Source organism: Ancylobacter crimeensis (genome assembly GCF_023016805.1).
GTDB classification, from domain to species: domain Bacteria; phylum Pseudomonadota; class Alphaproteobacteria; order Rhizobiales; family Xanthobacteraceae; genus Ancylobacter; species Ancylobacter crimeensis.
Genome location: NZ_JALKCH010000006.1, coordinates 216,826 through 230,024 on the forward strand (window position 1 = coordinate 216,826; position 13,199 = coordinate 230,024).

12 protein-coding genes are annotated in these 13,199 nt (G+C 60.3%); 5 read left to right on the forward strand and 7 right to left on the reverse strand.

Going from position 1 to position 13,199, the window contains the following annotated elements:
* Positions 1 to 76: 76 nt before the first annotated feature.
* Complete coding sequence (locus MWN34_RS10775; protein WP_247029116.1) at positions 77 to 1,450, forward strand: hypothetical protein; 1,374 nt, start codon at positions 77 to 79, stop codon at positions 1,448 to 1,450.
* Positions 1,451 to 1,851: 401 nt separating this feature from the next.
* Complete coding sequence (locus MWN34_RS10780; protein WP_247029118.1) at positions 1,852 to 4,227, forward strand: P-loop ATPase, Sll1717 family; 2,376 nt, start codon at positions 1,852 to 1,854, stop codon at positions 4,225 to 4,227.
* 251 nt (positions 4,228 to 4,478) lie between these two features.
* Here the strand turns inward: MWN34_RS10780 and hxsA are convergent, their stop codons facing one another.
* The 7 genes from hxsA to MWN34_RS10815 all read right to left on the reverse strand — a co-directional run bounded on the left by hxsA (position 4,479) and on the right by MWN34_RS10815 (position 10,593).
* Positions 4,479 to 5,132 (reverse strand): His-Xaa-Ser repeat protein HxsA, encoded by a 654-nt coding sequence (gene hxsA / locus MWN34_RS10785; protein WP_247029120.1) that lies wholly within the window; start codon positions 5,130 to 5,132, stop codon positions 4,479 to 4,481.
* Positions 5,129 to 6,232, reverse strand: coding sequence for a His-Xaa-Ser system radical SAM maturase HxsC (gene hxsC, locus MWN34_RS10790; protein ID WP_247029122.1), 1,104 nt, complete (start codon positions 6,230 to 6,232; stop codon positions 5,129 to 5,131). The genes hxsA and hxsC overlap by 4 nt, the downstream gene beginning before the upstream one ends.
* Complete coding sequence (hxsB, locus tag MWN34_RS10795) at positions 6,229 to 7,638, reverse strand: His-Xaa-Ser system radical SAM maturase HxsB (RefSeq protein ID WP_247029124.1); 1,410 nt, start codon at positions 7,636 to 7,638, stop codon at positions 6,229 to 6,231. Before hxsB ends, hxsC begins: the two co-directional genes overlap by 4 nt.
* Entirely contained in the window at positions 7,635 to 7,874 is a 240-nt protein-coding gene (locus tag MWN34_RS10800) for a hypothetical protein (RefSeq protein ID WP_247029126.1), read from the reverse strand. Before MWN34_RS10800 ends, hxsB begins: the two co-directional genes overlap by 4 nt.
* A 263-nt stretch (positions 7,875 to 8,137) precedes the next feature.
* Positions 8,138 to 9,778 (reverse strand): hypothetical protein, encoded by a 1,641-nt coding sequence (locus MWN34_RS10805; RefSeq protein WP_247029127.1) that lies wholly within the window; start codon positions 9,776 to 9,778, stop codon positions 8,138 to 8,140.
* Positions 9,779 to 9,901: 123 nt separating this feature from the next.
* Positions 9,902 to 10,168, reverse strand: coding sequence for a DUF3892 domain-containing protein (locus MWN34_RS10810; RefSeq protein WP_247029129.1), 267 nt, complete (start codon positions 10,166 to 10,168; stop codon positions 9,902 to 9,904).
* Between the two features lie 203 nt (positions 10,169 to 10,371).
* Complete coding sequence (locus MWN34_RS10815) at positions 10,372 to 10,593, reverse strand: DUF2188 domain-containing protein (RefSeq protein WP_247029131.1); 222 nt, start codon at positions 10,591 to 10,593, stop codon at positions 10,372 to 10,374.
* A gap of 154 nt (positions 10,594 to 10,747) precedes the next feature.
* Between MWN34_RS10815 and MWN34_RS10820 the strand changes: the two genes are divergently transcribed.
* The 3 genes from MWN34_RS10820 to MWN34_RS10830 are packed head-to-tail and all read left to right on the forward strand — an operon-like array spanning position 10,748 to position 13,024.
* Positions 10,748 to 11,080 (forward strand): helix-turn-helix transcriptional regulator, encoded by a 333-nt coding sequence (locus MWN34_RS10820; protein WP_247029133.1) that lies wholly within the window; start codon positions 10,748 to 10,750, stop codon positions 11,078 to 11,080.
* Positions 11,077 to 11,595, forward strand: coding sequence for an ImmA/IrrE family metallo-endopeptidase (locus tag MWN34_RS10825; RefSeq protein ID WP_247029135.1), 519 nt, complete (start codon positions 11,077 to 11,079; stop codon positions 11,593 to 11,595). The genes MWN34_RS10820 and MWN34_RS10825 overlap by 4 nt, the downstream gene beginning before the upstream one ends.
* Positions 11,596 to 11,599: 4 nt before the next feature.
* On the forward strand, positions 11,600 to 13,024 hold the full coding sequence (locus MWN34_RS10830) for an exonuclease domain-containing protein (protein WP_247029137.1): 1,425 nt from the start codon (positions 11,600 to 11,602) through the stop codon (positions 13,022 to 13,024).
* Positions 13,025 to 13,199 lie beyond the last annotated feature (175 nt).

A 13,199-nucleotide genomic window follows, 5' to 3' on the forward strand; every position in this document is an offset into this window, starting at 1 on the left:
ACATTGGTTCCGATCAGTGCCGTGTCGGAGTCGCCACCATTGATACCAGTGAAGGTCCCCTCAACGAGCCCGGCGAGTGCCAATTGCCGCCAATATTGAAACATCTCGCCACTATCACCATTGGCGGAACCTGTGGGGCGAGCGCAAGCGCATGCATCTGTCACCACCGACCATCCGCCGTGCCTTGACCGAGAACACGATTCCCGCCACGCACAAACTCGCGCGTTTCGTCGGCATCGACGCCTACACCGCCGCAGGCGGAGCCGTGATGCGTGACCTGTTCGACATGCAGAATGAAGGTTTCCTCACCGACAGCGCATTGCTGATGCAGCTCGCTACCGACAAGCTCACCGCCGCCGAAGCGGAGGTACGGGCCGAGGGTTGGAAATGGGTACGCTCCGAACTGGAGACCGACCACTCCATCCGCTACGGGCGTATCGTTCCGTTGCAGCCTCTCACGACCGAGGACGACGAGGAGGCGGGCGAAGAGGGGGCGGAATACGACAAAGCCGAGACCTATCGCGAGAGTGACGACGACACCTGCGAGGAAGATGCAGAACCGGAAGAGGATGACAGCATCCCGCCCGTCTATGGCCCCGAGGACTTGGAGAAGGCAGGCGCGCTGCTCCGCATCACCCGTGACGGAACCCTCGATATCCTGCGCGGATTGGTGCATCCCGACGACCAGCAGCGACCCGAGCGTCAGGGTGCATCCGATACCGTGAAGCCCGATGCTGCGAAGGGCGAATATGCCGCGACCATCGTGGAGGATTTGACCGCCCACAAAACCGCCGCGATACGTCTTGAACTCTCCTGCGATACCGCCATGGCACTTGCCGTGACCGTCCACGCCATGACGCTCGAACTGCTTTACCCCTATGCGACGACAAGAAGTTGCATAAAGCTGCGCGTGGAGCGGGTCGAGCTGACGGGCCGGGTGAAAGCGCAGGAGGATTGCCCCGCCCATGCCGCCTTGCAGCAGCAGAAAGAGCATTGGGTCGGTATCCTCCCCGAGAACGCGGCCGACCTGTTCGAGTGGTGCATCAAGGCCGATGCGATGACCCTGTTCAACCTGCTGGCCTTCTGTACGGCCATGTCGGTCACGGCGGTGCGCGAGCGGCATTGGAAGGGAACGCCGCTTCATCTGCGACATGCCGAGCAACTGGCACAGGCCCTCAAGCTCGATATGACCAAGCACTGGCAGGGCACCGCCGATGGCTTTTACGGGAACGTGCCGAAGGCCGCACTGGTCCATGCCGTGAGCGAAGCGAGCGCGCCCATGGCGGTATCGGTGTCCAATCTCAAGAAGCAGGAAGCCGCCCGCTATGTGGCGAAGGCCATGGCGGGAACGGGGTGGTTGCCCGCACCGCTGCGCAGCGTAGAATCCGCGACCGTCGAGGGCGGGCAGGACGAAGCACGCATCGACATTTCTCAAGCCATTGCCGCCTGACCGGGTGTCGTCGATCTGGCCGGGTAAGGCCCGGCCAGCTCGGTTGACCCGACCGTTTCGCGCCAGAAGCAGACATTCCCCAGCGCGTGTCTGAACGTCCGGTATGGGGCCGGTAGCAGACTGTCCGCTATTGGGGACTTCAAACGAGAAGCGGACCTATCGCCGATGAGTGACCGAGGCAGAAATTGACCCTTCTCGGACTCTCAACGGGTCCGGTTTCTGGCTGTACAACTTGTCTATCCCACGGGACCGCCTCTCCCACCGCGCGAGACCCGGTCCGCCTCAGGCCTACCGACGATCAGGCGATGGTGCTGAGGTTGTTTCCTCATCATGTTCGCCTCATCTTACTGCCGATGTGGGGGCTATCTCCCTGCTATCTCACGCGGGAGGCGACGAGGAGAATGCTGGAACAAAAGGTTGCGTTCGTAGCGTATTCGTCGCGTGACCCGGCCGTCGCGTCTATCATCTTAGAGGGAGTGCGGCGTGCGAACGCGGTCGCCGCTCAACCCATCCGTTACGAACCCTGGGTCTTCAACGATATCCCCGGCAACCCACTGATCTCCCCGATCCTCGCGAAGATCGAAGAGGCGCCGTTCGTCGTTGCGGACATCAGCTACCTCAACCTGAACGTCATCTACGAGGTGGGATTCACCGTCGGCCGCGGGAAACGCGCCTTCCTGATCCGACATGCCGAAACGGCCGGTGATAAGAGCGTCGCCAAGGAGGCCGGGATCTTCGACACGCTCGGCTACCACGAGTACGCCACGGCCGAAGACATCAGGAACAGGTTGACAAGCCACGTTGACGAAACCTCGCTCCCATTCAACCTGACGCTTGATCGGAAGGCGCCGGTTTATCTCATTGAACCCCCGACCCGAACAGCCGCCGCGACGATGGTAGTGTCTCGTGTAAAGAAGGCGGGCTATCGATACCGCAGTTTCATGCCCACCGAGGACACCCGTCTGGCGGCAGCCGATGCCGTGCGGCAGGTGGCCGCCTCGGCTGGGGTCGTCCTTCTACTGCAGCAACCCGACGTCGAAGGCGCGGATGTGCACAACGTGCGAGCACTCTTCGTCGCGGGCTTGGCTCATGGAATGAACAAGCCGACTCTGATTCTGTCGCCGGCTGGTTATGAAGCACCCCTCGACATCCGCGATGCCGTGAGGACCTATCGCTTCCCTGACGACATCGTCGAACGGGTCGCAGATTACTGCCCTGGGATCAACGATCACCTGCAGCAAGCGGACCCGGCGCCGATTGAAACCGGTGGCCTGCTGCAAAGTATGTCCATCGGTGACCCGACCGCCGAGAACGAGATGACGACGCTGTCACAGTATTTCTTAAAGACGAGCCAATACGACCGGGCATTGCGAGGGGACGTAAATCTCGTGGTTGGTCGAAAAGGGTCAGGAAAGACGGCGCTATTCATTCGTGTGCGCGACAAAATCCGTATGGACAAACGCAATATCGTCGTGGACCTTAAGCCCGAGGGCTATCAGCTGCTCAAACTTAAGGATGACATCCTGTCCTACCTGACCGAGGGAGCACGGCAGCACCTTATCACAGCTTTCTGGGAGTACCTCATCCTGTTGGAGGTGACATACAAGCTTCTCGAGAAAGACCGCAATACCTACAAGTTCAACCACGAGATCAACGAGCTCTATCTGGAGCTCGACGCCGCATACAGGGTGGATAACTTCTCGGCGGAAGGAGATTTCTCGGAGCGCCTCCTCACACTCTCTCAAAGGATCAGCGAGCAATACTCCGCCCGATACGGCCGCGATGACGCACGCAAGCTCACCACGCAACAGGTCACCGAACTCCTCTATACCCACGACCTTCGCAAGCTCCGCGACCGCGTCTCGCGCTATCTCGAGAAGAAGGAGAGCGTCTGGGTGCTCTTCGACAATCTCGACAAGGGATGGTCGACCCAGGGAGTCGACGTCATCGACGCCATCGCGCTGCGCTGCCTGATTGACGCCGGCCGCAAGGTCGAACGGGAGATGCAGCGAGCAGGGCATCTGTTCCGCTGCATCGTCTTTGTCCGGAACGACGTCTACGAGCACCTGATGGCCAACTCGGCTGACTACGGCAAGGAGATGCGTGCGACCCTGGACTGGACTGATCCGGACATGCTGCGAGAGATGTTACGCCTTCGCCTCGTCTCAGGTCTTGACGGCAAGGCGGCCGAAGTGTCTTTCGAGCAGATCTGGCCTACAATCTGCACCTCTCACTATCATGGCGAGGAAAGTTCGACGTTCATCATCGACCGCTCCCTCATGAGGCCCCGCAACGTACTGAAGATTTTCAATCACGCCCGCGGCTTCGCCAGTAATTTCAATCGGGCGCGGATCAGTGAAGGCGACATCGAGAAGGGGATGCGGGCCTATTCTCAGGATCTGCTGATTGAACTCGATCGGGAGCTCGGCGACGTTTTACCCTCGGCCAAGGACTTACTCTACCACTTCATCGACGCGCCAAGCGTCCTTGACACTGCGGCCCTGCACAACATCGTACGCGAGGCTGGCATTGAGCAAGAGGTTGCTGAAGGCGTGGTCGACTTTCTTCTCTACTACGGCGTTCTCGGCGTGCGCACCGAGAACAGCGACCTCTTCATCTTTAATGTCGCCTATGACCTAAAGGCATTGAAGATTAGAGCCAAGCGGGGAGGCGCCGATACGCTTTATCTAATCAATCCGGCGTTCGGTCCTGCACTAGGTCTGAAGGAGTTCAAACAGGAAGTTGTCGATCTCGACGAACCGGCGCTACCGCTCTGATCTTCGAGGTGAATGCCCGATTCAGCGATATCTGCCGAGACGAGCTCGTCAGGCTTTCTCTTGGAGCTTCACCCCGGGGATGGGAGCGGACGGGCGAACGGTTGCTGCTGCTACCGATAGCCAACGACGCCACAACTAGCCGGTTTCGAACGAAGCTCCAACGTCAGCTCTGCCGCCACCTTGATTTCACACGTCCTAATAAAATCGGCATTTCTGTCGACGACTCAGCGCGGGCTTCCGGATGAGCGATACTATCGAGCAACAATCCTCAGCGCATTCAATGTCTCTGGTGTAATTGTTCCTGTCGGCTTCAATCCATAATCTGTCTGCAGACGCGTCAGTGCCTCGCGTGTCTGCGGGCCGACCTTACCGTCAACAGGCCCGTTGAAATATCCGAAGGCAACCATCGCGGTCTGAACCTGACGAACGATAGCCGCAAACTTGTCGGTGTTTCCAGGAAGGGGGACCGGTCCGGTGCGCGTCGGCGGAACAGGGTTTGGTCCAATCTCCACAGGCGCGGACAGAGCCGGTGCCGGCGTCGTCGCGTAGCTTCCTGTTGCTGGTGAACCGCTGATGGTGGGGGCCGGTGCGGCCGGTCGTGTTGGTACAACTGGCGGCGGCGCATAGAGGGGCGTCGCGTAGGAGGGTGAGGGGCTATAGCTCGGACTATAGTAGCTGCCGCCAGTCGAGGAGCGGTGGCTCGTGTGGCTGCTATGGCTTCGATGCGAGCTATGACTGCGATGTCCGGCCAACGTATAAATGTGGTCGAGTTTGAAGATGTCGAAGAGCGATTTGCTCTTCTGGGGGTCAAAGCCTGGCGGCGCGCTGAGCGGAAGGGCCAGGCCTTTTGACGGGAGAAGGCCAGCCGCGAGCAGCGAGGGAATGGCAAAAAGCCTGCGTTTCATATGCGAGCGAGCCTCTGGAAGCCTCGATCCTCTGGATACCACTCAAAGAACCCACCGCAAATGTCCCGCTCTTGGCAGCCGCTGCACTCCCCCAGATAGCGTCGTTTCCAGTCTGAGATCGTCGACGGCGCGCGATCGCGATAAGGCTGTGGGACCGTGCAGCGAGGAAAGTTGAAGAGCACGGCTTCGACGTTTCGCGCTTTTGCGATATTCAGGGCATCTGCAATCGGCGTGAACTCGGTCGAATGGTCGAAGAAAAGCCGGTCCCAATTCTGCCGGCCGAAGCCGATGCTCTCCAGCTGCATGAGAGCCCAGCGGTTGATGAACGGCAAATGCATGATCACGAAGCTGGCGAGGCGCGCAAGTAAGGCAGCGTTCTCGCGCATGATGACCGTACGCAGTTCGATCGATGCACCGGCACGGGCGAAGATGGGAAGGGTCTCCATCAGCTGGAGGAAAGCCCCCGACTTGCCGACGATGCGATCGTGCGTGGCGGCGTCGGCCGCATAAAGCGGAATGCCCCACAGCACGCGGTCGCGCATGCCAGCCAGAGGATCCAGATCGTCTTCGTCGATATGCTGGGCGTTGCTCAGTACGTGAAATCCGAGGTCCGGTCTGTGCGTGAGGACCCTCTGCATCATCGGCAGGAGCGCCGCCTTATAGAGCAGCGGCTCTCCCCCTGAGATGCCGATTGTCGTGCCGGCGGGCGCGAGCAGCGCCGCCGCCTCGAAGAACGGCAGCAAATCCGCGTGATGATGCTTCGGTGGCTGAGAGCACATTAGGCATAGCTGGTCGCAGCGCTCGGTGATCAAAAACGTGTTGTGGGGTGATGTTGCCCGGATCAGTCGCTGGGCAGCCCGTCCGCCAGGCAACGCCAGCACTACGTCGCCGTCAACCTCTTCGGCGGTCGTACCGTCGATGACGAGTGTGCCCCGGGGGCTCGCATAGGTCAGACGCTGACCCGCCACCTCAACCAGGTCTCCATCAAATTCCGTACGCAGGCCCGTTCTATCGAGTTCGTATGCCCGCACCTCGGCGTTAAGCCGCATGACGAAGGGTTCAGGCTGTGACGATCGAGCTGCGAACCTGAGCGGAATCATTGGTGCTCTCGCACGAGATGTTCGGGCCAGCTCTCCAGGTCCGCCCAGCGGCTCAGAGAGAAGCGCGTCGCCTCATCACGGCGATACAAGAGCTCGAAAACCTTATCGAACAGGCTTGTGTGGCGGCGGCAAAACCATGTGGCTTGCTTGGGGAGGTCAATGCGGCCGTATCGCGAAATGTCGTCGACCAGATCAGAGCCGCAGAACGGCTGATAGGGACAATGGATGCAGTCCGGGTCGAAATTGTTGCACGAGGCCGCGTTGAGCGTAGCGACCTTCTCGGTGTCGATGCCATGGTGGACATGGCCGACTGACAGATCGATCCGACCGATGCGCGACTGCATGCGGGCCTCATCCGTTGGATACAGCACGCCATCGTGGTCAATGACGAGGTAGTCCGACGCGAAGAAATTGGGGTTGCGCAGATCGACATGCTCGTCGGCGCCAGCGCGCAGCACACGCTTGAGACACTGACTGAAATAATACTCCTCAAGGATAGTGCCTGTACGGAAGTTCCGCTCGATCAGATGCTCGATGAAGGCCGCATGCCAGGCATTCCAGCGATCAAGACCCACATCAGGGTCCCTGCCGCGACGGGCAAAGCCTTGATGATTGATCGGACGGAGATAAATCGATCGCAAGCCGCGGTCCACGAAACTGCTGATGATTTCGTCGACCGCAGGCGGGCGTTCAATGTCGATGGTTGGCAGAGCCGAGACCTTGCTCGAACCGAACTGCTCGATGGCTCGGTCAAGGTTGCCAAAGAATGCATTAGTAAGCTCGGTTGACCGGGTACGTTGGCGCTGGTGCGTCACTGCATCGCCGTCGAGCGAAGTGCTGATGAAGGTATCCGGTGCCGCCAAATAGTCCCATGCCTCCGCGCTCACCGCTTGCAAGTTCGTGCACACGACGAACTCGGCTTTGCCGAACCGTTGGCGGCAAAAATCCCGCACGCGCTCAAGGAGGTCGAGGCGTAGTAGCGGCTCACCTCCCTGGAATTCGATCTTGATTTCCGGGGCTGCCAGTCCCCCGATAAAGGCCAGCACGGCGTCGAGGGTGTCTTCGGTCCAGTCGAAGCCACGCGCACCTTCGGGCGCCCGCGACACTTGGCAATAGCTGCAGGTCAGATTGCAACGAAGCGTCGGGACGAGGATTACATATCCCAGTTGGCGGCGGGGTGCCTGGCGCGCGCACCAGCGATAGGCGAAACCGAGATAGGAGAGATCGAGTTCTCGCTGAAAGGTATGGCCGCCTTCGTGGAGAAACGCTTGGTCCTCGTCGGTGAGAGCATCAAAGGCATAGCGATGCAGAAAGTCTTCGGTTCCCTTGAAGAATCCCCCGGCGTCATCAGCGAAAAGCAGTGAGCCGCAGCCGAGGTCGCGAAAGCGAAGAGGCCAGATGTTCACCTGAGCACCACATTCAGCAAAGCCTCGCGCAGGGGCAGCGTTTCGGTATAGATTTTTTCACGGTAGATCGCATGTAGCACGACAGATCGAAGATGTTCCGGCGCTGATTGCTTTCCGGCACTTGCCCGAATGCCATCCTGTGTCCGCTCAAAAGCGATATCGGGAAACTGGCCTTGCAGGCGAATCAGAGCTGCATCGATGAAGTTGGCGAGCGGCGATGGAATATCGATTTGCATGACGGCGCGTGCACCAAATGACCAAGATCCACCGCGTCCATATAGAAACGGCCAAGCGATCCCAATCTACAATCTCGGCGAGAATTGGCCAGTCGTTATTTCTGATATTCTGAAGTGCCGATCGGCTTCCTGACGCAACCCTGCCCAGCTACGTTGACTACAAAGCCGTCAATGACCCGATCGCATTGCCGGTCTCCAAATCTAAGTTGATGCTCGCGAACACGGGCGATGACAGCGGCGACGCCCGCGTCAGTTGCGGTAGCCTAGCCCTTTAGGCGCTTGATGAAGCGCTTCAATACCACCCGATCTTCGTCAATCAGGAAGAAGGAATCGACGGCGAGACTGGTGCCGTGGTAGCGGCTCACCCGGTCGTTCGAGAGTTGCGACGCCACGTATTCTATGCTCGGATTGAAGCGGCGCAACGTCCAGCCTGTCGCCTTAAAAAGCGCCTCGACATCGACGCTGTACTCGCACGCCAGGGCCATTTCGGCCAATGTCCTCGCGTCGACGAGCGGATCGGTGCCGAACGCGATGCCATCAAAGGTTAGGTAGAGCTCGAGATTGGGTCGAAAGGACGTCACGTCGGAACCCATCGCATGAGATACCTCGACAAGGCTGTCCACGCTCAATTCGGCGATGGCTTCACCAAGTTCTTGCTCAGAACTCTCGCTGAAAGCGTCGCGCAAAGTATCGCCGTCGACGGAATCTCGCATACCCTCAGCGTCCTGCTCGACTGCCCATAGTGCGATCCGCCGCGCCAGCAAAGAAAGCTGAAGATCGAGGCCCATAAGGCCGCGGGGATCGTCAGGTGCCATCTGCGGCTCCTTGATCGTCAACAGTAGAGGCTGCCTACTGATTGTGGGTGACGGCGATCCTCCCAGCCATGCGTCGAGCCCGTCTACAACCTTCTGGCAGATCGCCGCGAATGTGCGGATATCGTCACCGACAAGCTGGACCGTCTCGCCGATTCTAGCGTCTGCGGCCTGCACGGCGAACTTGTCGTCGATCACACTAAGATTGTGTCCGATGATGTGGCGCTTCTGGATATTCAGTTCCAACGCCGCCATCTCCGGTTCGGCTAGGCTATCGAAAGGATCGAGGCCCAACTCCGCGAAGCGCCGCCCACTCTTCTCCACATTTTGAAAGTCGTTGCCGACCTTGGGCCTCGTCTCGATCCCAGCTTGTACCTTGCCGTACAGATACACGGTCTTCATGGTTGCCTCGAACGCTGTGAGGACATCCTCATGTGCGTTGCCGAGCAAGCGATACGCCAGCTCTTCCTTGCTGTCGGTAAGTGCTTCGGCCATCGATGCCTGATTCCCGACCAGCTCGGCCTCGCGCGCGAAATGCAGGCGGAGGTTCGGAGCGCCACAATCGGGACAGAAAAGGCCGATCGCGAAGACACCATAGTCGCGGCCGCAGTGATCGCAGACCAGTTCACGCATGAGATCCCGGCGTGCGAAGCGCGGCGCCGGCGGCGGCGCACCGCGGGCTAGCTTCATCGAGATGCTGATCGGGCCTTTCCGGGATGTCCGACCACCGAACGCTGACGTCAACATGCCAACGATTGCATCCTCGACATCCTGCATTGCCGCATGCTTCACCACCTCGATAGCCGCGTCGCGATCCTCGGGATGTAGGAAGTCATCATCGGTGCCGACCGCGCCGGTGTAAGGGCAGACACACTGCCTAGAGCGCGGCTCAAGTTTCATGCGGGCGCGCAGGCCGTCGGTCAAAGGTACCTCGGCCGCAACCGGGCCGATCACGAAGTGGCGCGGATGGGCATTTTCATTAGGTGAGAAGCGATAGACTCGCCCGTCCGGAGTCCGTGGCGGGGGCACACCGAGTTGCATGTGGTCATCCGTGCCGCCGGTCCTGTACCGGCCAAGTTTCTTGAACTTCATGGCCTTTGATCACTCAAAGTGAGAGAGCACAGAACCCATATTGCTCTCCATCATGATGAATGCCGGAAGGGTTGCGGCAAAAACGGCGGCCGGCCTATGCCGAGCCGCCGCATCTTTTGAGAGCTAGACACACTCGTAGAGCGCCAGCAGGTTGTCGTTCCATTTGCCGTCGGCATAGGTCCGGACATACTTGCCGTTCGGGCCGTTCACAACGCCGACTGTGGCGTGATTGCCGCGCACCAGCGTGTAGAAGCCGTGCGTGCCGGCCTCGATTGACGCGATAACCTGGGAACGGGTCCATTTCCAGCCGTCACCGCCAAGATGGGTGATCCCCTCGTAGGTGTCGTTACGCGGCAACTTGCTGATGCATTTCACCTGAAGCAAAGCCATTTGATGTTCCTGCGTTGGAAAGACTAGTTGGGGCGCGGCCGGGGTCGCTCGGTCGGCGGCGGCGACGGGCGCTCATAGGGCGGAGGGGAAGGCCGCTGGATCGGCGGCCAGTTGCTCGGAATCTTGGCCATTCGTATCACCTGTCGTTCTTAAAGCCGGTGAGGCCGGCGGAAAAAGGGTCGCGCAGGGCGCGACCCTCGCTGTCAGCCCTTCGGCGGGAAGGGATCGTTGCCGTAGGAATCGGCATCACGGATGCGCCCGTCCGGACGGTGGATGATCACCTCGCCACCCTCCCGGATCGCCGTCGACCGCGCAGCCTGGCTTGCCTCGGCCTGGGTGTCGTGAACCGAACCAGCGCGCGAGGCGCCCTCGCGGCGGGTGGCCCATCCGTCAGGGTGAGGAACTACATGAATACGCTTGGACATGACCCGTTCCTTCTGTGGGCCGGCACTGTGTCGGCCGATGGGAGAAGGATTCCCGAGTCTGACACCGGCGTCAATAGCCAACATTAACATGTTTGCAATACAAACAAATGTTTGCAGCGTTGACACACCCCTCGCACCGTACCAAACATGGCGTATGATTGGTGATTCACTCTATGTGGCGTTCGGAGAGGCCGTGGCTCTGAGACGCGACCATCTCGGCATGACGCAGGCGCAGCTCGCGGCGCGCGTGGGACTGTCCCGCGCTTCGATTGCCAATATCGAGGGCGGCCGGCAGAACGTACTACTGCATCATGCCTGCAGCATCGCCGCCGCGCTCGGCCTCTCTGACGTGGGCGATCTTCTTCCCGTTCAGGCAGAGGCTTCGCTCGAGGATCAGGCGCTGACGCTCTCGGAGCCGGTCAGCCGGAATGCGCAAGCGCAGATCAACAGTATGATTGCCAAGGCTACCGCCAAGGCGAAGTCATGAGCAAAGTCGAGGAGGCTCGCGAGAAGGCTCGAGCTATCATCCGGGACTTCCCGGTCCGGGCGGCGCCGGTGCCTATCGAGCGCGTCGTGAAGGCACGCGGAATCGTCCTACAGCACGCGCCGTTGGATGATGAGATTTCGGGAATGGCCTATATCCGCGACGGTGTGAGTATCATCGGCGTCAACGCCCTGCATCATCCCAACCGGCAGCGATTCACGATCGCGCATGAGCTCGGACATCATGTCCTTCATCCCGAGCATCTGCGCTCCGAAGTCCATCTTGACAAGGCGTTTCGTGTCCTGATGCGCGACGGCATGACCTCCCAGGGCATTGACCAACTGGAAATCCAGGCGAATGCCTTCGCGTCGGAGCTCCTGATGCCCACCGCCTTCCTAGAGGACTATGTTGACCCCGCCGGTCTCGATCTCGACGATGACGAGCGCCTCGAAGCCCTTGCCCGCAAATTCCGGGTGAGTACCTCGGCCTTGCGCTACCGGCTGGCCCCGCGCGGGTAGAACCATGACCGGCTTTGTCTTCTTCGATACGGAGACGACCGGGCTGAAGAAGGGTTTTGACCAGATCATCCATTTCGCGGCTGTCCGCACCAACCACGAACTGAATGAACTTGATCGCTTCGAGGCATACTCGCGGCTCCAGCCGCATGTCGTACCGCATCCTGCAGCACTGCTGACCAACGGCCTGCGCATCGGCGAGCTGACCGATCCGGAACGCCCATCCCACTACGACATGATCGGCGCCATAGGCCGGAAGTTGACGGAATGGTCGCCAGCAATCTTCGTCGGCTACAATTCCATCTCCTTCGATGAGGAGATGCTGCGACATGCCCTGTTTCAAGCGCTTCATAACCCCTACCTGACCAGCGGCAGGGGCTGCGGCCGTGCCGACGCCATGGCCCTCGCGCTGGCAGCGCATGCCCTTCCGCCCCAATGCCTGATCGCTCCCCTGCGCGCGGACGGTCGGAAAAGTTTCAGGCTCCCCGACATCGCGGAAGCCAATGGCCTCTCCCATGTGCGGGCGCATGACGCCCTTGCCGACGCGCTCGTGACCCTTGACCTGTGTCGGCTGGTCCGGGACCGGGCCGATGATACTTGGCAGCGCTTCCAGCGCTTCGCCAATAAAGCGGCGGTTGCGGATTTCGTGGCATCGGAGGACGGCTTTGTCCTCACGGAGTTCTTCGGTGGTGAAGCGCGCCACCGTTCCGTCGGGCTGCTCGGCTCTGTGCCGGGAAACGCCAATGGCCGTTTCTGTCTCGACCTCACCGCCGATCCCGACCATCTGGCGGAGATGTCCGATGAAGAATTGCGCCAGGAGATCTGCCGCAAGGGGACGCCGGTGCGCCGCCTCGCCACCAACGCCTGTCCGGCGCTGACGGAGTTATGGTCCGCTCCCGCCGAGCTGCTCGGCGATCTCGACGTGGACACGGCCGAGGAGCGGGCCCGGCGCATGAAGGATGATGCCGATCTTTGTGCCAGGATAATCTCGGTCTACACGGCGACATGGGAAGAGCGTCCGCTCTCCCCTTTTCCGGAACGCCAGCTCTACGATGGCGGCTTCCCCGGCGATGCCGACAGTCAGCGCAGATTCGACTTCCACGACGCGCCGCGCGATCAGCGCCTCGGGATTGTCCGGAACTTCGATGATCCCCGCCTGACGACCTTCGGGCTGCGTCTGATCCACGCTGAGCACCGGAGCAGTCTGCCGGAAGCGGAGCGCCTTGCCGCCGACCTCGATCTTGCAGAGAGGCTGGTCGAGGAGCGCGACGGGCCGCTGACGCTTGGCGGGGCCCTCGCCGCCGTCGACGAGTTGATGGCATCCGGCGCTGCCGATCCCATCGGTCTGCTGCCGGATTATCGTGGATGGATCATGGAAAGGATTGAGCGTATCGACCGATTCCGCAGTGAACGCCATTCTGAGGTGAGGTAGAGAGGTAGCAGGCCAACGAAGCCTGGCGAGAAGTTAGAGCGGGTGACGAGTTTTGATCGGTTCGCTGAATGTCTGGTATTCGCGCTAATCACAACTTCCGCTTATGGCGCTCCATGACCTGTGATGCGGTACTCAGCAACGTCTGCTTTCAGGAAACCGCAAGTCCGATCGCTAC